The 20,627-nt window shown below is 61.4% G+C and carries 21 protein-coding genes; 4 read left to right on the forward strand and 17 right to left on the reverse strand.

The genetic code is table 11. From position 1 onward, the window contains the following. Nucleotides 1–59 precede the first annotated feature (59 nt). The 12 genes from AC07YV_RS19910 to AC07YV_RS19965 all read right to left on the reverse strand — a co-directional run bounded on the left by AC07YV_RS19910 (nt 60) and on the right by AC07YV_RS19965 (nt 11,608). Entirely contained in the window at nt 60–656 is a 597-nt protein-coding gene (locus AC07YV_RS19910) for a nucleotidyltransferase family protein (RefSeq protein WP_102700904.1), read from the reverse strand. Further along, entirely contained in the window at nt 653–1,636 is a 984-nt protein-coding gene (locus AC07YV_RS19915; RefSeq protein WP_102700905.1) for an XdhC family protein, read from the reverse strand. Before AC07YV_RS19915 ends, AC07YV_RS19910 begins: the two co-directional genes overlap by 4 nt. Further along, nucleotides 1,636–3,966: a xanthine dehydrogenase family protein molybdopterin-binding subunit gene (locus tag AC07YV_RS19920; protein WP_102700906.1), complete on the reverse strand. Its 2,331-nt coding sequence runs from the start codon at nt 3,964–3,966 to the stop codon at nt 1,636–1,638. Before AC07YV_RS19920 ends, AC07YV_RS19915 begins: the two co-directional genes overlap by 1 nt. After that, nucleotides 3,963–4,433 carry a (2Fe-2S)-binding protein gene (locus AC07YV_RS19925; RefSeq protein ID WP_102700907.1) on the reverse strand — a complete coding sequence of 157 codons (471 nt, stop codon included), beginning with the start codon at nt 4,431–4,433 and terminating at the stop codon, nt 3,963–3,965. Before AC07YV_RS19925 ends, AC07YV_RS19920 begins: the two co-directional genes overlap by 4 nt. Nucleotides 4,434–4,753: 320 nt before the next feature. Beyond that, the gene (gene murB / locus AC07YV_RS19930; protein ID WP_102700908.1) at nt 4,754–5,773 is read right to left on the reverse strand and encodes a UDP-N-acetylmuramate dehydrogenase; all 1,020 of its coding nucleotides are present in this window, start codon (nt 5,771–5,773) and stop codon (nt 4,754–4,756) included. After that, nucleotides 5,770–6,234 (reverse strand): low molecular weight protein-tyrosine-phosphatase, encoded by a 465-nt coding sequence (locus tag AC07YV_RS19935; protein ID WP_102673880.1) that lies wholly within the window; start codon nt 6,232–6,234, stop codon nt 5,770–5,772. The genes murB and AC07YV_RS19935 overlap by 4 nt, the downstream gene beginning before the upstream one ends. Continuing rightward, complete coding sequence (gene kdsB, locus AC07YV_RS19940; protein ID WP_102700909.1) at nt 6,234–6,998, reverse strand: 3-deoxy-manno-octulosonate cytidylyltransferase; 765 nt, start codon at nt 6,996–6,998, stop codon at nt 6,234–6,236. Before kdsB ends, AC07YV_RS19935 begins: the two co-directional genes overlap by 1 nt. Continuing rightward, a complete protein-coding gene (locus AC07YV_RS19945; RefSeq protein WP_003179363.1) occupies nt 6,995–7,180 on the reverse strand; it encodes a Trm112 family protein in 186 nt (61 codons plus the stop codon). Before AC07YV_RS19945 ends, kdsB begins: the two co-directional genes overlap by 4 nt. Nucleotides 7,181–7,204: 24 nt before the next feature. Further along, nucleotides 7,205–8,215: a tetraacyldisaccharide 4'-kinase gene (lpxK, locus tag AC07YV_RS19950; RefSeq protein ID WP_102700910.1), complete on the reverse strand. Its 1,011-nt coding sequence runs from the start codon at nt 8,213–8,215 to the stop codon at nt 7,205–7,207. Next, nucleotides 8,215–8,643: an ExbD/TolR family protein gene (locus AC07YV_RS19955; protein WP_007972252.1), complete on the reverse strand. Its 429-nt coding sequence runs from the start codon at nt 8,641–8,643 to the stop codon at nt 8,215–8,217. The genes lpxK and AC07YV_RS19955 overlap by 1 nt, the downstream gene beginning before the upstream one ends. Continuing rightward, the gene (locus AC07YV_RS19960; RefSeq protein WP_015096396.1) at nt 8,640–9,275 is read right to left on the reverse strand and encodes a MotA/TolQ/ExbB proton channel family protein; all 636 of its coding nucleotides are present in this window, start codon (nt 9,273–9,275) and stop codon (nt 8,640–8,642) included. The genes AC07YV_RS19955 and AC07YV_RS19960 overlap by 4 nt, the downstream gene beginning before the upstream one ends. Nucleotides 9,276–9,373: 98 nt before the next feature. Beyond that, complete coding sequence (locus AC07YV_RS19965; protein ID WP_102700911.1) at nt 9,374–11,608, reverse strand: DNA internalization-related competence protein ComEC/Rec2; 2,235 nt, start codon at nt 11,606–11,608, stop codon at nt 9,374–9,376. Between the two features lie 135 nt (nt 11,609–11,743). Between AC07YV_RS19965 and AC07YV_RS19970 the strand changes: the two genes are divergently transcribed. Then, the gene (locus tag AC07YV_RS19970; protein ID WP_102700912.1) at nt 11,744–12,259 is read left to right on the forward strand and encodes a DUF2062 domain-containing protein; all 516 of its coding nucleotides are present in this window, start codon (nt 11,744–11,746) and stop codon (nt 12,257–12,259) included. Between the two features lie 146 nt (nt 12,260–12,405). Here AC07YV_RS19970 and AC07YV_RS19975 read toward each other — a convergent pair whose 3' ends face one another. From AC07YV_RS19975 to AC07YV_RS19990, 4 genes are all read right to left on the reverse strand, one after another. Further along, entirely contained in the window at nt 12,406–13,185 is a 780-nt protein-coding gene (locus tag AC07YV_RS19975; RefSeq protein WP_007972352.1) for an ABC transporter permease, read from the reverse strand. Beyond that, entirely contained in the window at nt 13,182–14,114 is a 933-nt protein-coding gene (locus tag AC07YV_RS19980) for an ABC transporter ATP-binding protein (RefSeq protein WP_102700913.1), read from the reverse strand. The genes AC07YV_RS19975 and AC07YV_RS19980 overlap by 4 nt, the downstream gene beginning before the upstream one ends. A gap of 132 nt (nt 14,115–14,246) precedes the next feature. Continuing rightward, nucleotides 14,247–14,870, reverse strand: coding sequence for a glutathione S-transferase family protein (locus AC07YV_RS19985; RefSeq protein WP_102700914.1), 624 nt, complete (start codon nt 14,868–14,870; stop codon nt 14,247–14,249). A gap of 43 nt (nt 14,871–14,913) precedes the next feature. Then, entirely contained in the window at nt 14,914–15,573 is a 660-nt protein-coding gene (locus tag AC07YV_RS19990; RefSeq protein WP_102700915.1) for a transglutaminase-like domain-containing protein, read from the reverse strand. 225 nt (nt 15,574–15,798) lie between these two features. On the opposite strand from AC07YV_RS19990, the gene AC07YV_RS19995 reads away from it, so the two are divergent. Together AC07YV_RS19995 and AC07YV_RS20000 are read left to right on the forward strand one after the other, a co-directional pair. Next, nucleotides 15,799–18,246 (forward strand): acyl-CoA dehydrogenase, encoded by a 2,448-nt coding sequence (locus tag AC07YV_RS19995; RefSeq protein WP_102700916.1) that lies wholly within the window; start codon nt 15,799–15,801, stop codon nt 18,244–18,246. A gap of 74 nt (nt 18,247–18,320) precedes the next feature. After that, nucleotides 18,321–18,728: a PA2817 family protein gene (locus AC07YV_RS20000; protein ID WP_007972361.1), complete on the forward strand. Its 408-nt coding sequence runs from the start codon at nt 18,321–18,323 to the stop codon at nt 18,726–18,728. A 71-nt stretch (nt 18,729–18,799) separates the two neighbouring features. Here the strand turns inward: AC07YV_RS20000 and AC07YV_RS20005 are convergent, their stop codons facing one another. Further along, nucleotides 18,800–19,798, reverse strand: coding sequence for a LysR family transcriptional regulator (locus tag AC07YV_RS20005; RefSeq protein ID WP_102700917.1), 999 nt, complete (start codon nt 19,796–19,798; stop codon nt 18,800–18,802). An 89-nt stretch (nt 19,799–19,887) separates the two neighbouring features. Here AC07YV_RS20005 and AC07YV_RS20010 point away from each other — a divergent pair, with 89 nt between their 5' ends. Continuing rightward, nucleotides 19,888–20,514: an alanyl-tRNA editing protein gene (locus tag AC07YV_RS20010; protein WP_102700918.1), complete on the forward strand. Its 627-nt coding sequence runs from the start codon at nt 19,888–19,890 to the stop codon at nt 20,512–20,514. The last annotated feature ends 113 nt before the right edge of the window (nt 20,515–20,627 follow it).

Raw genomic sequence — 20,627 nt, forward strand, 5'->3', positions numbered from 1 at the left:
TTCAACATTGGTGCTAGCTGATCCGCCGCTATCGCGAGCAAGCTCGCTCCCACAAGGGCCTATGCTGGCCTGAAGGCTAGTGCCTCAGGCACATCCACATCCCACAACACACCGGGATCATCCACAGTCACTTCGACCACCCGCCCCTGGGCAAACAGCGGTTTCGCGCCACGATCCCCCGATAGCGCCATCAACCCCGCTGCGAAGTCCCGCCCAAACCCGACCGGATGCCCATACTTACCACCCTGTACCGGCACACTGATGCTGTCATTGCCAATACCCGCCACCACTTGCTCGATACTGGACGGCAGGATGAACGGCATATCCCCCAGTACCATCAGCCAGCCATCGAGTTGTTTGCAGGCGGCGACCCCGGCGGCAATGCTGTCGCCCATGCCGGTCGATTCGATCAGCACAATCTCGCAGCCATAGGCCTGAGCCATGCGAATCACTTGCGGGCGGTCAGCAGTGGTGACCAATACGCGTTTGCCCAGCGTCGCCGGCAGGTTGACCAATGTGTGCTCGATGACGGACCGCACCACGCCGTCACGCCCGGTGCAATCGGCCACCAACTTATCCTTTTCAGTACCCGCCACCTGGCGAAACCGACTGCCCTGCCCAGCCGCCAGTACGACGACGCCAATGGACTCGCTCATACCTTCTCCCGCCAGACTTTCTTCTGTTTCAGTTCGACGCCATTTTTGACCGCCACGATTTCCGCCATGAGCGACAAGGCAATTTCCGCTGGATTATGACTGCCGATGTGCAAGCCGATCGGACCATGCAAACGGTCAATCGCTGCTTGCGACAATCCCAGTTGAGCCAGGTTCTCCCGGCGCTTCTGGCTGTTGACCCGCGACCCCAGCGCTCCAACGTAAAAGGCTTTGGAATCCAGGGCCGTGAGCAACGCCATGTCGTCCAGGCGCGGATCATGGGTCAAGGCCACGATGGCCGTGCGTTCATCGGTCTGGATATTCAATACTGCCTCATCCGGCATGCCCGAGACGAATCGTCCGTGCTGCTCTTCCCAGCCATAGACGAACTCGCTGCGTGGATCGCAAATCAGCACTTCGAAATCCAGCAAACGAGCCATTTCCGCGACATAGCGCGACAGCTGCCCCGCGCCGATCAACAGCAAGCGCCAACGCGGCCCATAGATCGCCCGCAAGGTCAGACCGTCGAACGTCAAGACATCAGTTTTAGTGGCCGGCCGCAGAAGCACTTCGCCGGTGGCCAGGTTCAGTTCACGGGCAACGATTTCATGGGCCTCGCATCGGGACAGCAGTTGCTCGACCCAATCCCCATCGTCGATGCGCTCCTCGGTCAAGCGCAAGGTGCCGCCACAGGGCAAGCCGAAACGCGCGGCTTCCTCGCGGGTCACGCCGTACGTGATCAGTTGCACCGGCGGCCCGTCCAGTGCGAGACGGCCGCCGTGCAGCCGGGCGATCAAGTCATCCTCGACACACCCGCCGGAAACCGAACCAATCACCACGCCGTCTTCACGCAGGGCCAGCATGGCGCCGGGTGCCCGGGGCGCCGTGCCCCAGGTTTCGACCACGCTGTACAACACCACCCGCTGACCGGCGCGCTGCCATTGCAGCACACTGCGCAGGACGTTCAGGTCGGCGCTGTCCATCAGGCTCCGGCCTGCTGCCAGCCCGACAACTGATAACGAACCGGCAGGTTGCGGATGCGTTTGCCGGTGGCTGCAAAGATCGCATTGCACAGGGCCGGCGCAATCGGTGGCACGCCCGGCTCACCAACCCCGCCCAATGGCACATCACCCGGTGGCGTCACCAGATGCACAGCCACTTCTTTCGGCGCCAGGGACATGCGCGCCACTTCGTACATGTGGAAGTTATCCTGCTGGACCTTGCCGTCCTTGAAGCTGATTTCCCCGAGCACCGCATTACCCAGGCCCATGACGCAGGCACCCTCGAATTGCGCGCGAATCCGCTCGGGATTGATCTGCGGTCCGCAATCGACGGCGATGTCGGCCTTGTGCACCACCAGCGTGCCGTCGTCTTTGACCTCCACCTCGATCACCGCCGCCACGTAGGTCACGAAGCTGTAATGCACCGCCAGGCCCAGGCCGCGCCCCTTGGGCAGCTCACGCCCCCATCCGGCGGCTTTGGCGGCGGTCTCCAGTACCGTGCGCAGACGCGCGGTGTCGATCGGATAGCGCTCGGGGGATTCTCCGTAGTTCCACTCTTCGCTCAAGGTGCGCGGATCGATCTGACGGTCCGGGCCGAGCAACCTGATCTGGTACTTCAGCGGATCTTCCCCGGCCTTGTGCGCCAGCTCATCGATAAAGCTCTGGATCGCGAAGCCATGGGGAATGTTCGACACCGAGCGATACCAGCCGACGCGGGTATGCACCGTGGCCTCGGGGTTTTCCAGGCGAATGTTGGGGATCGCATAGGCCATGTTGGTGAAGCCCATGCCCAGTTCGAACGCCGCCTCATGGTTCATGCCCGGCGCAAACAACGCCGTGATGCTCGGCGCGACCGTACGGTGCAACCAGCCGGACGGCAGGCCGTCCTTGTTCAGGCTGGCCTTGAGGTATTCGGCCGATACGGTGTGGAAGTAGGAACAATGAATGTCGTCTTCGCGGGTCCATTGCACCCGCACCGCTTTGCCGGGGAATTCCTTGGCGAGGATCGCCGCTTCGATGATGAAGTCAGGCTTGGACTTGCGCCCGAATCCACCGCCCAGCAAGGTCACGTTGAACGTGACCTTTTCGAATGGCAGCCCCAGGCGTTCACCGATCCGTTCCCGGGTGACCTGTGGCGCCTGGCTTGGGCCCCAGGCCTCGCACGCACCGTCCTTGAACCGCGCAATGGCGACCATCGGTTCCATCGGCGACTGTGACAAATGCGGCAAATAGTAAGAGGCGTCCAGCGTACTGTCGGCGCTGCTCATGGCTTCGTCTATGTTGCCGGTATTGCGCACCACCTTGCCAGGCTTGAGCGAGGCCGCTTCGAGCTCCTTGCGATAGGCGATCGAGTCGTAGCTGGCGTTGGGGCCGTCATCCCACTCGATTTTCAGCGCCTCGCGGCCCTTGATCGCCGCCCAGGTATTGCTCGCCACCACGGCGATGCCACCCAGGGGCTGGAACTCCGAAGGCAACGGACGGCTTTCGATCTGCAGCACCTTGACCACGCCGGGGACTTTCATCGCCGCGCTGCCATCGAAACTTTTGACTTTGCCGCCATACACCGCAGGCCGCGCAATGGTCGCGTACAGCATGCCGTCGAAATGCACGTCGGCACCGTACACCGCACGGCCGTTGACGATGTCTTCACCGTCGATGGCCTTGGTGCCTTCCTTGCCGATGTAACGAAATTCCGAAGGCTGCTTGAGCCTCAGGCTGTCACGCGCCGGTACGGCCAAAGCGCTGGCAGCGGCGGCGAGCGCACCATAATCCAGTTCGCGGCCCGAGGGTTTATGGATGACTTTATGCAGTTGCGCATGGCACTCGCCCACCGACACTTTCCACTGGTCAGCAGCGGCCTGTTCCAGCATGGCACGTGCAGCAGCCCCGCAACGGCGCATCGGCTCATACCAGTGGCGCATGCTGCGTGAGCCGTCGGTGTCCTGGTTGCCGAAGCGTGCTTCATCGCCCGGGGCCTGCTGCACCTTGACCCGCGCCCAATCGGCTTCCAGTTCATCAGCCACCACCATGGTCAGGCTGGTGCGCACGCCCTGCCCCATTTCCGAGCGGTTGCAGATCACGGTTACCGTGCCATCGGCGGCAATGCTCACATAGACTTTCGGATCGTCGACCCAGCCGTGGGGCATGCCGTCGGCACCGAACTTCTTGTCTTTTTCTTCGGCAAAGGCGTCTTGCCAGCCCCAGCTCGCCGCCAATACCAGCGCACTGGTGGCGCCCACGCCTTTGAGAAAGCCGCGGCGACTGAGCTGGCTCAGATTGCTCAGGGTGAAATCATTCGGTAACCGGCTCATGCCTTGGCCTCCTTCAGGTGAGTGGAGGCCTGGCGAATGGCGGTCTTGATGCGGTTGTAGGTGCCGCAGCGGCAGATGTTGCCGACCATCGCTTCTTCAATCTGCTCGTCGCTGGGGTTAGGGGTGGTCTTGAGCAGCGCCGTCGCCGACATGATTTGCCCACCCTGGCAGAAACCGCATTGGGCGACCGCCGTGTCGAGCCAGGCTTGCTGGACGACTTTGCCGATCGGGTCGGCGTGCAGGTTGTCGATGGTGCTGACATTCTGACCGACGACGGAACCGATGGGCGTGATGCAACTGCGTGCCGGAGCCCCTTCGATATGAATGGTGCAGGCCCCGCACAGGCCCATGCCGCAGCCGAATTTGGTGCCGTTGTAACCGGCCACGTCGCGGATCGCCCAGAGCAGCGGCATGTCCTCGGTGACGTCGAGTTGATGATCTTGACCATTGAGCTTCAGGGTAATCATGGGCACGCCCGCACGGATCTTGAGTGATGGGGTCGAGCAATCTGCCGCTGGATCTCGGTGGGTCGCACGCAGATCGACTCAGGCTAATCGGCTCTCTTATGCAGACGCAAACGGTCTGCACCGGGCCTTTGGTGGAGCAAGAGAGTGCATCGTTAGCTGACTAAGTTAACCGAGCATTAACAAAAAAAAAGCCCTGCTGAGACAGGGCTTTTTAGCTGCAAGCTTTAAGCTGCAAGCTTTAAGTAAAAGCAAAACAGCGAAGAGCCTGAATTTAAGGATTGTAGCTTGCCGCTTGAGGCTTGTAGCTCGCGGCTGCCTCATCAATACCGGTTCGGTTCCATTTCCAGGTCGACATGGAATCGCTCTGCAATGTCTTTCTGGATGCGCTGCGCCAGGTTCAGCAATTGCAGGCCCGTTGCGCCGCCATAGTTGACCAGCACCAGCGCCTGCAGCTTGTGAACACCAGCGTCGGCATCGCGAAAACCTTTCCAGCCTGCCCGCTCGATCAACCAGCCAGCGGCCAGTTTCATCTGCCCGTCGGGTTGCGCATAGGCCACCAGATCCGGGTACTCGCCCTTGAGCCGTGCAGCCAGCGCCGCCGACACCAAGGGATTCTTGAAAAAACTGCCGGCATTGCCGAGTACGGCCGGATCCGGGAGTTTTTCGTTGCGGATGCTGCAAATGGCCCGGCTGACATCGCTGGCGGTCGGATGGTCGATACCTTGTTCGGTCAAGCGCTGACGCACCGGGCCGTACTCCAGGTGCAAGTGCGCGGCACGGTCGAGGGCGAAACGCACACGCAGGATCAACCAGCGCCCCGGTTCCTGCTTGAACAGGCTGTCGCGGTAGGCAAAGTTGCACTCCCCCAGGCTGAAGTCGCGCAGTTCGCCGGTCTGGCGATCGAGGGCGGTCAGGCCAGCGAACACGTCCTTGATCTCGACCCCATAGGCGCCGATGTTCTGCATCGGTGCAGCACCCACGGTGCCGGGAATCAGGCTGAGGTTTTCCAGGCCGGACAACCCAAGCGCCAGGGTGTGTTGCACAAAGGGATGCCAGGGCTCGCCCGCCTCGGCCTCGATCACCACTTTGCTACCGTCATCGCTCTGCACGCGAATCCCGCGAGTGGCCATGCGCAGCACCAGCGAATCGATATCCGCCGTCAGCAGCAGGTTGCTGCCACCGCCGATCACCAGTACCGGGACCTTGTGCTCCAGCCCGTAGGCCAGGGCCTCCCGCACATCGGCGTCGCTATGGGCCTCGGCAAACAGCCGGGCCTGGACATCCACGCCAAAGCTGTTGAACGGCTTGAGCGAAACCTGCGATCGAACCTGCAAACTCATAACCGTCCCTTCAATTCAATCACCAGCAAATCACTGGCGCGCTCGATCAGGTCCAACACCTGCTCGAAGCCTTGCTCGCCGTCGTAGTACGGGTCCGGCACTTCATCGATCGGCGACTGGTAACGGCGCAGGAACAGATCCAGCTCAGCCTTGCCCTTGGCAGGCTGCAAGGCCTTGAGGTTGCGCAGGTTGCTGTTGTCCATCGCGAGGATCAGGTCGTAGGTGGCAAAATCGGCGCGGCTGACTTGCCGGGCGCGCTGGGCCGACAAGTCGTAACCGCGCAGCTTCGCCGCGGCCTGGCTGCGCTTGTCCGGCGCCTTGCCGACATGCCAGTCACCGGTGCCGGCGGAAGCGACCTCAACCTGATCGGCCAGCCCCGCTTCGCGCAGTTTGTGCCGCAGCACGCCTTCGGCCGTGGGAGAACGGCAGATGTTGCCCAGGCACACGAACAAAACGCGCATCACGCCTCCAGCAGGCGACGAACGCGCTCAAGGTCTTCAGCGGTATCGACACCGGCCGGCGGCGCGATCAATGCGTCGGCCACGTGGATCCGCACGCCGTGCCACAGGGCACGCAGCTGTTCCAGGCACTCGGTGTTTTCCAGCCAGCATGGACCCCAGTTGACGAAATCCTGCAGGAAACCGGCGCGGTAGGCATAGATGCCGATATGGCGGCGATACGGCACACCTTCCGGCAACTGCCCAGGGTTCACGGCAAGTGCATCCCGCGCCCAGGGCAAGGTGGAGCGACTGAACGTCAGCGCCAGGCCATTGAGGTCGCTGACGACCTTGACCACGTTGGGATTGAACAGGGTGTCCGCGTCTTCGATCGGCTCGGCCAGGGTGGCCATGCGTGCTTCAGCGTGGGCCGCCAGATTGGCGGCCACCTGATCAATCACGCTCGGCGGGATCAGCGGCTCGTCGCCCTGGACGTTGACGACGATGGCATCGGGCGCCAGGCCCAGCTTCATCGCGACTTCGGCCAGGCGATCGGTGCCGGAATTGTGATCTTCACGGGTCAGCACCACTTCTGCACCGAAGCCATTGCAGGCCTCGACGATGCGCGCGTCGTCAGTGGCAACCACCACCCGCCCGGCACTGCTTTTGCTCGCCTGTTCCCAGACGTGCTGGATCATCGGCTTGCCGGCGATCAGCAGCAGCGGCTTGCCTGGCAGGCGGGTGGAGGCATAACGCGATGGAATGACGACGGTAAAGGCTGTGGTCATTTATCCAGACGCTCATCGGTGGTCAGGGTGCGTGCTTCCGACTCGAGCATCACCGGGATGCCATCGCGAATCGGGTAGGCCAGGCCGGCGCCCTTGCTGATCAGCTCGGTCTTGTCGGCGCTGAGCTTGAGCGGGCCTTTGCAGACCGGGCAAGCGAGGATGTCGAGCAATTTGGTGTCCATGAGCATTCCCTGGAAAAAACGGAGTTAAGGCAACAAACGATCCGGCAGCAGGCGCATCAACTGTGTGTCGAACCAGGCCACGAAGGCCGGCGACGGCACGGCATCGACCGCCAGGTACCACCAATCGGCGGCGGCAAAGGCACGGCATTTCACCGCGTCTTTTTCCGTCATCACCAACGGCAATGACGGTGTGAAATTCAACGCCTCCACGCTGTATTCGGCGTGGTCGGCAAACGCATGTGGAACAGGCCGCCAGTGTAGCGTTTCGAGGGTCTTGAAGAAACGTTGCGGATTGCCGATACCGGCCACCGCGTGCAGGGCCTGGCCGGCAGGAAAATGGTCGAGGGGACGGCGTTCGCCACTGCGCAGATTGACCAGCGCGGTGGGTTGCAATTGAAAGGCAAAGCCATCGTCGCGGTCGGATGCGGCACCGTTGTAGAGGACCGCGTCGACGCTTTGCAGGCGCTCGACCGGTTCGCGCAACGGCCCGGCGGGCAGGCAACGGCGGTTGCCCAGGCCGCGGGCAGCGTCGATCAGCACCAGTTCGAGGTCGCGAGCCAGGCGGTAGTGCTGCATGCCGTCGTCGGACAGGATCAGGTCCAGCGGTTCACTGGCCAGCAAGGCTCTGACGGCGTTACTGCGATTGGGGTCGATCATCAGCGGCACGCCCGTGCGCTGGACGATCAGCAGTGGCTCGTCACCGGCAACGTCGGCGCTCTGCTCGGCCTCGACCCGCCACGGCGACTGCGGCGGTTTGGCGCCATAGCCACGGCTGACCACGCCGACCCGCAGGCCGCTGCGCTGGCAGTGCTCGATCATCCATAGAATCAGCGGCGTCTTGCCGGTGCCTCCCACGGTGATATTGCCGACCACGATCAGCGGCACCGGCGGCTGGTAGATCTCGCCCTCACCCGCCAGAAAGCGCTTGCGCTTGTTCATGACCACGCGCCGGTACAGCCATTCCAGTGGCTGCAACAGTTTCAGGGCCGGATGACCTGCGTACCACGCGGCGAGCAATCGATCGGACATGGCCATCAGGGCGCCGGGGGCGCCGCCTCGATGGTGGTCATGCGCAAGTGACTGAAGCCGAGTTTGCCGGCGGCATCCATGGCTGTCACCACGGACTGATGCGCAGTCTTGCCGTCAGCACTGATGGACAGCGGCCGGTTGGTGTCGCCGTTGGCTTCTTTTTGCAGCGCGTCCATCAGCGAGGCCAGGTCACTTTTCGGCAGGATCTGGTTGTTCACCGAGAACACGCCGTCGGCGCTGATGGCGATGTCCAGCGGCTTGCTCTGATCGTCGGCCGGCGTACCGCTGACGGCTTCCGGCAGATCGACGCGCAACTGGGTTTCACGGGTGAAGGTGGTGGTCACGACAAAAAACAGCAACAGGATGAACACCACGTCGATCAGCGATGCGAGGTTGATGTCCACCGTTTCCCGTGGTTTGCGGCGGAATTTCACGCTTTGCTCCCGGTCAGGTCCACGTCGCGATCGCCCTGTACCACTTCGACCAGCTTGATCGCTTCCTGCTCCATGCCCACCACCAGCTCATCGATCCGGCGTTGCAGGAAACGGTGGAAAAACACTGCAGGGATACCCACCATCAGGCCCGCGGCGGTGGTGATCAGGGCCTTGGAAATACCACCGGCCAATACCGAAGCGTTGGTGGTCATGCCTGAGCCTGTGAACGCACTGAAAATATCGATCATGCCCAGCACCGTACCCAGCAGGCCCAGCAACGGCGCCATGGCGGCGATGGTGCCGAGGGCGGCGACGTAGCGCTCGAGCTCATGGATGACCCGTTGAGCAGCCTCTTCGATACACTCCTTCATGATCTCGCGACCATGCTTGGAGTTGGCCAGGCCGGCCGCCAGGATTTCGCCCAACGGGGAGTTGGCGCGCAGTTCCTTGAGTTTTTCTTTATTGAGCTGTTTGTCCTTGATCCAGACCCAGACCTGCCCGAGCAAGTGCTCCGGGGTCACGCGGCTGGCCCGCAGGGTCCACAGACGCTCGGCAACGATCGCCATGGCCGCGATGGAGCTCAAAATGATCGGCAGCATCATCCAGCCGCCGGATTTGACCAATTCCCACACAGTGACAGCCCCCTCGAAAAAGTGCGCCACTCTAACATAGGGGGTGCAAGCACCGAAGACCGTGATGTCGCATCCGGTCGGGCTTTGATAACGCTCGGTCATGGGTTCAAGGGCGGCGGATCGCGCCAGAAACGCCGTTCCTGGCGCATTGACCATGGCGGCTCGAAGCGTCCCAATTGCAGACGAATGGCACCCTGCTCGACGCTGTCGTAGATCGCCATTCCACGTTTTTGATAACGCGCGATGACCGTGGGATGCGGATGGCCAAACGAATTGCCCTGGCCGCGGGAGATCAGCGCCCCTTTAGGTTGCAGGGCATCCAGCAGGGCGTTTGACGACGAACTGCGACTGCCGTGGTGTGGCGCCTGCAGCCAATCGGTGGGCACGGCCAACGGACTGTCCAGCAGGGCTCTCTCGGCGGCGGCATCAATGTCTCCACTCAACAGCAACCGCTCGCCATTGGCCTCGATCAACAAGACACAAGAGTTCTGGTTGCTGTCGCCGGCCAATGGCCAGTGCCAAAGCTGGAAATCGACTTCATCCCAAGTCCATTGCCGGCCGTTCTCACAACGCCCGGCCTGCAACTCCACAGGCAAGTCTGACGGTTCACCACTGACCACCTGTTTCACAGGCAAGCCCTTGGCAATTGCCCGGGCACCGCCGGCATGGTCGGCGTGGGCGTGGCTGATCAGCATCAGGTCGAGGCCCTTCACCCCCAGTTTGCGCAATGTCGGCAGTACGACCCGCTCCCCCTGGTCGAGCTCACCGAATCGTGGGCCGGCGTCATACAGCAGAGTGTGATGCCGGGTGCGCACCAGAACAGCCAGCCCCTGCCCCACGTCCAACTGCCAGACTTCAGCGATGCCTTCCGGCAGCAATGACCGGGGTGGGGACACCAGCAACAGCAGCAGAGGCCAACCCAACGGGCGCAGCGGAACGCCACGCGGTAACAGCAGTAGAAAAGCGCCCAGCACGCCGAGGCTCCATACCCCCAAAGGAATCGCTTCCGGCACCCACGCCGGTAGCACCTCGGCCAACAACGCCAGGACCCTGAACAACCCACCGATCAAACCGCCCGCCAGCCACAACAGGCCCTCACCCACGTAGGGCACCGGCAACAGCAATGTCCCGAGCAACGCCGGTGGCAACACCAGCAGACTGATCCACGGCACCGCCAGCAAATTGGCTGCCGGACCGCTAAGGCTGATCGGCAATCCCAATATCAACAGTAATGGGCACAATCCGATTGCAATCAGCCACTGGGCACGGGTCCAGGTTTGCCACCATCGCCAGGGACCCAACCGGCCGCCGAAGGTCAATATCAAGACGGCCACGGCCACGAAAGACAGCCAGAAACCAGGCTGGAGACTCGCCAGCGGCTCCAGCAGCAAAATGCCGCAGAGCGCCAGCAACAGCGGCCACCATGCACCGAGATGACGGAACCGCAGACGCCACAACAACACCAGACCCAGCATCAGGCAGGCTCGTCGCACCGGCACCCCGAATCCGGCCAGCATCCCGTAACCGAGTGCAGCGGCGAATGCCAGGCCACACGCCCAAGGCAACCATGGCAGACGGTTCGGCCATAACCCAAGGCGGGCCAGGCCGACAACCAGCAGATACACGACGCCCGCCAGCAAGCCGATGTGCTGCCCGGAAATCACCAACAGATGCACCGTGCCGGTGTCCTGCAATACCTGCCAGTCTTCGCGACTCAGCCCGGCACCATCCCCGAGCACCAACGCCGTCAACGCGCCGCCTCGCCCCTGGGCATCCACAGCCTGCAAACGCTGGCGGATGCCATCGCGCCAGGCCCATTGGGCTGGCGCAAGGCGTTCGCCCTGCTTGACCGTCCCGGTCGCCCCGATGTGTTGTGCCAGCAACCAGGCCTGGTAATCGAACGCCTGCGGATTGAGGAGCCCGACCGGGCGCTTCAATTTGACTGCCAGACGCCAGCGTTCACCACTGTTCACCGGCGGCCCGCCGTACCAGGCCAGGCGCATTTGCCGCGGCAGCCGGGTACGCCGGGACTGGATGTCGGTCAATTCAAAACGCACGACACCGTCCTCATGTCGGGGCAAGCCAGTGACCCGCCCTTCGACCCAGCGGGTTTCTCCGTCCAGCGCCGGCGGCAACCGGTCATCCAGCGCCCATTGCGCATTCGCGCAGGCCCAACTCAGACCGAACAGGTAAAACGCCACCGGATACGTCCTGAACGGCAACAACATCAAACCCGCCACCGGCATCGCCAGCCACAACCAGACCGGCGGCAACGCCGGTAAAAAACGCAAAGTCAGCAGACCCAGCGCCAACGCCATCATCCCTGTGCGCATAAGCCCGTCCTTGAGAGTCCCCTCCAAGGCTTAGCCCGCCCGTCGCGCGGGCGCCGTTATCAATTGTCACAAAGTCTGAATGGGCAGTTCATAGAATCCAGACATACTTGCCACCCTGACCGACCGAGAAGCCTTATGCCCCGGCGCTTATTCAAACGTTACATGCCAGACCCGATGAGCATCAGGGAACACAAGTCCTTACGCTTTCTCGGCACGCTGCTGCATGACCCTAACCTGTGGCACCTCAACCGCCACTCCGTGGCCCGTGCCATGGCGGTGGGTTTGTTCGCGGCATTCCTGCCAATCCCGCTGCAGATGCTGCTGGCGGCAACCCTCGCCATTATCGTGCGCGGCAACATGCCGATCGCCGTGAGCCTGGTCTGGCTGACCAACCCGATCACCATGCCTGCCGTGTTCTTTTGCACCTACCAGACCGGCGCCTGGCTGATGGACGTCCCCACCCGGCAGTTGCCGGACTCACTGACCTGGGAATGGATCAGGGGCGAAATCTCGACCTTGTGGCAACCGTTTCTGTTGGGTTCGGTGGTGACGGGGCTGGCACTCGGCGCGCTGTCCTACTTCATGGTGATGGCGTATTGGCGCTGGTGGGTGGCCAGGCAATGGAAGCGGCGCAAGAAGAGCCGGATGTGAAAATGCAAAACGGCGCCCCAGGGCGCCGTTTTTACATCTGCCATCCACCCCTTGTAGGAGCTGCCGCAGGCTGCGATCTTTTGATCTTGATTTGGGCCCGTTAAAAGCCAAAAGATCGCAGCCTGCGGCAGCTCCTACAAGGAAGGTCAGGTGCGCATCCCGCGTCCGCTGACCAGCAACCGTGCACAACCGATATACAGCACTACGGTCGCCACCAGCATGAAAGCGATGGCCACACTGATGCGGATATCCGATACGCCGAGGATGCCGTAGCGGAATGCGTTGACCATGTGCAGCACCGGGTTGGCCAGCGAGACGGTCTGCCAGAACGGTGGCAGCAAGGTGATCGAGTAGAAGACCCCGCCCAGGTAGGTCAGTGGCGTCAGCACGAAAGTCGGAATGATCGAAATATCATCGAAGTTGCGCGCAAACACGGCGTTGATGAAGCCCAGCAGCGAGAAGATGGTCGCCGTCAGCACCACCACCAGAATGGTCACGCCCAGGTGATGCACCTGCAAGTGGGTGAAGAACAGCGACAGCAGGGTCACGATGATCCCCACCATCAACCCACGCAGCACGCCGCCCAGGGTGTAGCCGATCAGGATGGTGTGCGGCGACAGCGGCGAGACCATCAGCTCTTCGATGGAACGCTGGAATTTGCTGCCGAAGAAACTCGACACCACGTTGCCGTAGGAGTTGGTGATCACCGACATCATGATCAACCCCGGCACGATGTACTCCATGTAGGTGAAGCCACCCATGTCGCCAATTTGCCGACCGATCAGGTTACCGAAGATCACGAAGTACAGGACCATGGTGATGGCCGGCGGCAGCAGGGTCTGCGGCCAGATCCGGGTGAAACGCCGGACTTCACGGTAAACGATGGTGTTGAGGGCAATGAGGTTGGGGCGCAACTCGGAACTCATACCGCCACCTTCGACAGATTTTTCTCCACCAGGGACACGAACAACTCCTCGAGGCGATTGGTTTTGTTACGCAGGCTCAGCACTTCGATGTTCTGCTGCGCCAGCTGGGTGAACAGCGCGGTGATGCCCATGGACTTTTCCACCTGGACTTCCAGGGTGTGGCTGTCGATCAGCCGGGACGGGTAGCCGAGCAACTGAGGCGCGGCCGGCAGGTCGCCCTTGAGGTCCAGCAGAAAGGTTTCGACATGCAGTTGGCTGAGCAACTGACGCATGCTGGTGTTCTCGACGATGGTGCCGTGATCGATGATGCCGATGTTGCGGCACAACTGCTCAGCCTCTTCCAGGTAATGGGTGGTGAGGATGATGGTGATGCCTTTCTGGTTCAGCTCGGTGAGGAAGCTCCACATCGAGCGACGCAGTTCGATGTCCACCCCGGCAGTCGGTTCGTCGAGGATCAGCAGGCGCGGTTCATGAACCAGCGCGCGGGCGATCATCAGGCGACGCTTCATGCCGCCGGACAGTGAACGCGACGGCACGTCCTTCTTGTCCCACAGCCCCAGTTGGGTCAGGTACTGTTCGGCGCGTTCCTTGGCGATTTTCGCCGGGATGCCGTAGTAGCCGGCCTGGGTCACGACGATGTCAAAGGTCTTTTCGAACTGGTTGAAGTTGAATTCCTGAGGCACCACGCCGATGCAGCGCTTGAGCTGCGCAGGATTGCGGTCCAGGTCGTGACCGAAGATATTCACCGTGCCGCTGGTCTTGTTCACCAGGGTCGAAAGAATGCCGATGGTCGTGGATTTGCCGGCGCCGTTGGGGCCGAGCAAGGCGAAAAAGTCACCTTCGGCGACGTCCAGATCGATACCACTCAGGGCCTGGAAACCGTTGCCGTAGGTTTTGGTTAGCTGCCGGATGGACAGAGCGGAACTCATATCTGATTTACGCACCAAGAAGGGAAGAAAGGGATAAGTATGGGCGGCGGCGAACAATACAACCGCAACAACCTGGCACAATGGTGCTTGTCGCCGCCACACAAGTACAGTCAAGCGTGTCGATAGTGAGTATTAAGTCAACGCGGTCATGACCGCCTTTTGATACGCCGGACGCTGTTTCAACCGCGCGTACCAGGCCTGCAGATGCGGTTGTGGCGCACGCTCGATCGGCATCTCGAACCAGGCATAAATGAAACTGCCCAGGGGAATATCACCCATGCCGATCTCGTCTCCGGACAGGTAAGGCTTGTTCGCCAACGCCTGGTCGGCCATCGTCAGCAGCGTGTCGCACTCCTTGATCGCCGCCTCGATGGCGGGCCAGTCCTGCTGGTCTGCCGGGGTACGCAGCACACCCCAGAACACGGTACGGAACGGGCCGGCAAAGCTTGAGGTGGTCCAGTCCATCCATTTGTCGGCGCTGGCACGGGCTTGCAGATCCGCGGGGTACCAGGCCGTGTCGGCGGCGTGGCGGGCCATCAGGTAACGCACGATGGCGTTGGATTCCCACAGCACGAAACCGTCGTCTTCAATGACAGGCACGCGACCATTGGGATTCATGGCGCGGTACTCGGGCGTATCGACGACACCAAAGGCGCCACCGGCATCGATCGCCTCGTAGGCCAGGCCCAGTTCTTCGGCGGCCCACAATGGCTTTCTCACATTCGATGAGTTTTTCCGACCCCAGATCTTCAGCATGACCGCCTCTTTTTCGATAAGTGGGCAGGCAGCATACGCCGGATCAGGTGCGACTCAAATCACTCTGCATGTCACCCAACAGCGGTTGCAGTTGTTCACCGAACAGGTGCGGATAGCATTTTTCCAGGTGTTCGAAAAAGAACGCTTCAGGGACGTCGGCGAACTGGCCGTGATCGACGAGGTACTCCATCAGCTTCGCGCCATCGCGGTTGAAGGGATGAAAAACGCTGTCGTTGATCCCGTCGAATTCCAGCGGCGCCACATTGAACAGCTCGCAAAGTTTGCGGTTGAACGCCGGCGTCGCCTTGATCCAGCGACCCTGCAAATAAAACTCGGTGTAGCCGTGCATGGCGAACATGTCGCTCTTGAGCAATTCAAGCAGCCGAGGCGTCGACAAATGATTGCGCACATCCGCCAGGCCGATCCGCGCGGGAATCCCGCAATGCCGCGCTGCACCTGCCAGCAACGTGGCCTTGGGTACGCAGTAACTTTCCCCGGTCGCCAATGCATGACTGCCGCGCAGGGTCTGCGGATCGCGACTGAAGGTGTACGGGTTGTAGCGCACCGCTTCGCGCACGGCGTAATAGAGACTGATCGCCTGTTCAAGCGGATCGCGACTGGCACCACGGTGTTTTTCGGCGAACTCCACCACGGACGGATGGTCACTATCGATGAAGCGGCCGGGACTCAGGTACTCGTGCATGAGAATAATCTCCAGGGGAAGCCCCGAGTCTAGCGAGAGCTTCAGCACAGAGATAACGACGTTTCGGCCAAACATGGGCGCTTTGCCGCTCGTTCAATGAAGGTTTTTCCCACGTGTGCGGCCCATCTGGCCCACGAAAATCATCCTGGGTGACCACCCGCCTGTTTTGCGGATGCCGTCTAAGCTCTGAGGGCTGGTTCGCCCTGGTTTCACGGAGGAATAAATATGCTGCTGTTGTGGATACTGGTTCTGCTGGTCGGTATTGCTTATCTGGCCCACCGCCGCATCGCCCCGCTACCTGCCCTGGTCATCGTGGCCGTCTATGTCGTGGCCATGGGCGCTTTCAGCCGCGCACCGGGCTGGTTGCTGCTGGTTTTCTGGGTATTGATCGCTGCCGTCGCCGCGCCCTTGCTGCTGCCCGACCTGCGTCGCAAATTGTTCAGCGCACCGATGTTCAACTGGTTCCAGAAAACCCTGCCGCCGATGTCGCAAACCGAACGCGATGCCATCGACGCCGGTACGGTGTGGTGGGACGGAGAGCTGTTCAGTGGCCGTCCGGACTGGAGCAAACTGCTGTCCTATCCCAAAGCGCAATTGAACGAAGAAGAACAGGCTTTCATCGACGGGCCGACCGAAACGCTCTGCACCATGGTCAATGAGTGGCAGCTCGGTCAAACCATGGACCTGCCGCCCGAAGCCTGGGCGTTCATCAAGGACAACGGTTTTTTCGCCCTGATCATCCCCAAGGAGTTTGGCGGCAAAGGCTTCTCTGCCTATGCCCACTCGCAAGTGGCGATGAAACTGGCGAGCCACAGCGGCGACCTTGCCTCCACCGTGATGGTCCCCAACTCCCTCGGCCCGGCCGAATTGTTGCTGCACTACGGCACCGACGAACAACGCAATCATTACCTGCCACGCCTGGCACGCGGCGATGACATCCCGTGCTTTGCCCTGACCGGTCCGCTGGCCGGCTCCGACGCGGGCGGCATGCCAGACTCCGGAGTGATCTGCAAAGGTCAATGGGAAGGCCAGGAGGTTCTCGGCCTGCGCCTGAACTGGGAAAAGCGCTACATCACCCTCGGACCGGTGGCCACCCTCCTCGGCCTGGCCTTCAAGGCCTATGACCCGGATCACCTGTTGGGCGACAAGGAAGACCTGGGCATCAGCCTGGCGCTGATTCCGACCGACATCGCCGGTGTCGAGATCGGCCGCCGGCATCTGCCGTTGGGCGCCGCGTTCATGAATGGCCCGAACTCGGGCAAGGACGTGTTCGTCCCGCTGGAGTTCCTCATTGGCGGCCAGGAAATGCTCGGCAAGGGCTGGATGATGCTGATGAATTGCCTGTCGGTGGGGCGTTCGATTTCCCTGCCCGCGGTGGGCACCGGCATGGCCAAGTTCACCAGCCTGGTGACGGGCCAATACGCGCAGATTCGCGAGCAGTTCAATGTACCGATTGCCGCATTCGAGGGCATCCAGGAAGCCATGGCCCGCATTGGCGGCAACGCCTGGATGATGGACGCCGCCCGCATGCTGACTGCCAATGCGGTCGACCTGGGCGAGAAACCGTCGGTGCTGTCGGCGATTCTCAAGTACCACCTGACCGAGCGCGGCCGCGACTGCATCAGCGATGCCATGGATGTGCACGGCGGCAAGGCGATCATCATGGGGCCGAACAATTACCTGGGCCGCAAATGGAACGGCGCGCCGATTTTTATCACGGTGGAAGGCGCGAACATTCTCTCGCGCAACCTGATGATCTTCGGCCAGGGCGCGATCCGCTGCCACCCCTTCGTGCTCAAGGAAATGGCCCTCGCCAGCCGTGAAGACAAGGATCAGGCGCTCAGAGAATTCGACGGCCTGCTGCTCAAGCACATCGGTTTTGCCGTTGGCAACGCCGCCAGTACGCTGGTGCTGAATCTCGGTTTCGGGCACCTCGAACACACCCCGGGCGACAAACTCAGCCAGGGATACTTCCGCGCCCTCAATCGCCAGGCCGCTGCTTTCGCCCTGCTCGCCGACCTCAGCATGATGCTGCTGGGCGGCGCACTGAAACGCCGGGAACGCCTGTCCGCTCGACTGGGTGATGTACTGAGCAACCTTTACCTGGCCTCTGCCGCACTCAAGCGCTATCACGATCTCGACACACCGGAGTACATGACGCCACTGGTGAGCTGGGCCATGGAAGAAAGCCTGGGTCAGGCGGAACGGGCCATGGATGAGCTGCTGAACAACTTCCCGAACAAAGTCGTGGGCTGCCTGTTGCGGGTGATCGTGTTCCCGTTCGGTCGCCGGCACAAAGGGCCTTCGGACAGGCTCGCGGCCGAAGTCGCTGCCTTGATTGGCCGCGCCAAGGGCGACCTCGCCCTGGAGGAATTGCTCCTGGGTTGCTATCGCCCACAGGCGAGCGACGATCCGGTCGGCGCCTTGCAACACGCCTGCAACCTGTTGAGTGCCGCTCAGCCGCTGCAGAAAAAGCTGCATGTGGCACTCAAGAGCGGCCAGGTCAAACCGCTGGCCGGCGAGTCGCTGATCGATGCCGCGCTCGAGGCTGGCGTGTTGCAGCCGGTGGAAGCGCAGACCCTGCGTGAAGCCGAAGCGGCCCGGCGCAAGGTGATCGATGTCGATGACTTTGACCAGGAGGCTTTGGCACTGGCCGGGGGAAAAGTCCGCTGATCCCTTCAAACATGTAAAAACGGGCGCGGGCGCTTTATACTCCCGCGCCCGTTTTGCTCTTGAGGACTTATCTCGTGTCCAACATCGTTGCCGATCATCTCGTTTTACTCGACCACCTGCGCAGCATCCTGGTCGCCGTAGGTGAGGCCGAGCAGGTTCCCGACGAAAGCCATGCCTTGTTCCTCGAGCGCTTCGACGAGCTGCTGGCGTTACTGCCTGTCGACCCGATCGAAAGCCAGTACCTGGGCCAGGACATTCTGTGCCAGGTCATCACTCGCTATCCGCAAATCGCGCACCTGGTACCGCGCGACCTGCTGTGGTACTTCGCCGGTGACTGCCTGCATTACATGCCCGATGATGAAATCGACCTGTACCAGGCCCTGGAAGAGCGTCGCTTCGAAGCCGAACAGAACGACGAACCTTTCGACTGGAACCAGGAAAAGCAGCTGCTGGCGTTGTCGAACCAGGACAGCAAGCACTGATCTGCAAAAGATCGCAGCCTTTGGCAGCGCCTACAGGAACTGCCGAAGGCTGCGATCATTTGTTTCTGCCTTCAAAACAACCCGTCACTCTCCGGCAATTCATACTCCGATGGCGACCAGCCCGGACCATTCGACCGACCCGGCTTGTCCAGCGTCGGCTCCTTCGCCAGACACTCCACCAGGTAGTCGATCAACACCCGTAGCTTGGGCGGCAGGTATCGGGTTGGCGAATGCAGCAACCAGGCGCCGCCGTGATAGGACGCCAGAAAGGTCCAGTCCGGCAGCACTTGCACCATCAAACCCTTCTCCAGGGCATGGCGCGCCGTGAAATACGGCAGGCTGCCAATCCCGATGTGCTGCAACACCGCGCCATAACGTACGCCAGTGTGATTGGCGGCATATCGCCCGCGCACTCCCACGGTTACCGTCTTGCCGCCTTTCTTGAATTTCCAGCGTGCGTCGCTGGGTGTTTCGCCCAGGTAAATGCAACTGTGATTGAGCAAGTCATGGGGATGAGTCGGCGTCCCGTGCTCGGCCAGATACTGCGGAGTCGCGCAGAGCATATGATCGATGGTCAGCAACTGCCGCCCCACCAGACCCGCAGGCGGTCGATCGGTGATGCGAATCGCCAGGTCGACATGATCGTCGATCAAATCGACCTGGCGGTCCTCAAGCAACAGCTCCACATCCACCTTGGGATAACGCCGCAAGAACTCCGGCATGTGCGGGTGGATCACGATCCGGCCCACCGCTTTCGGCACGCTGATACGCACCAGCCCCTCGGGTTCATCGGTGAACTGGCCACTGATTTCCATCACTGACCGCGCGGCATTGACCATTTCCTGGCACCGCTTGAACACCTCCTCGCCACCGTCGCTCAGACGCAACTTGCGCGTGGTTCGTTGCAGCAACCGGGTGGCGAGCGCCTTCTCCAGGCGCGAAATGCTGCGACTGACCGCCGAGGGCGAAGAGCCCAACTGACGGGCTGCCTCGGAAAAACTGCCCGTCTCGACAACCTTGACGAAAATCGCCATTTCACCGAGCAACGGCAGTGGAAGATTTATGCTCACAACGCAACAGTCCTTTGATGTTTGCCAGGATTATCACGTATTTACAGGCTTTCTATAATAGAAACTGATGACCAATACGAGCCCGGAATATGACGCTGCGCCTTTTTTTCCATAGTGATGAGCTCAAGGCCAACGTGGAAGTCCTGGAATGCACTCCCCACGAAAACGAGTTTGCCGTGGTCTTGCGCGCGACCTTGTTCCACCCCCAAGGCGGTGGACAACCTTGCGACACTGGCTGGATCGGCGAAAGCCAGGTGCTGCGCGTGGTTCAGGATCCCGAGCGGATCATTCATTTTGTCGACCAGCCGGTAAAAACCGGGATGACGCCAATCCGCGTCGACGAACAACGCCGGCGGTTCAACACGCGCATGCATTCGGCTGGCCATTTGATCGGCCACTTTGTCCAAGCCATGGGCTGGATGCCGATCAAGGCGCATCACTGGCCTGGTGAAGGCCGTGTGCAATTCCAGCCGGGCAAATCAGCGCAGGACGTCGAGGCCCAGGTCATCGAGCACGGCATCGGTCAGTGGATCGACCACGACCTGCCGCGCCTGACCTCACTGCGCGAAGGCGCCCGGGAAATCGGCTTCGGTGAACTGCCCGCCTACGGTTGTGGCGGTACCCATGTACGCAGCTTGAAGGATTTGGGTGCAGTCACCATCGCCTCTCTTTCGCAGAAAAAAGGCACGCTGTCCGTCCACTATCACGTGGACTGAGCACTGGGCGTTCGTGAGGGGCGCCTGATTTTATCGATGCAAGCATTGCCCGGGCCCGCCCAGTCATACTGGCGGGCCTTTTTTGCTTCAGTACATCCCGCACTGCGCTCCCC

The organism is Pseudomonas sp. GW456-E7 (genome assembly GCF_059424105.1).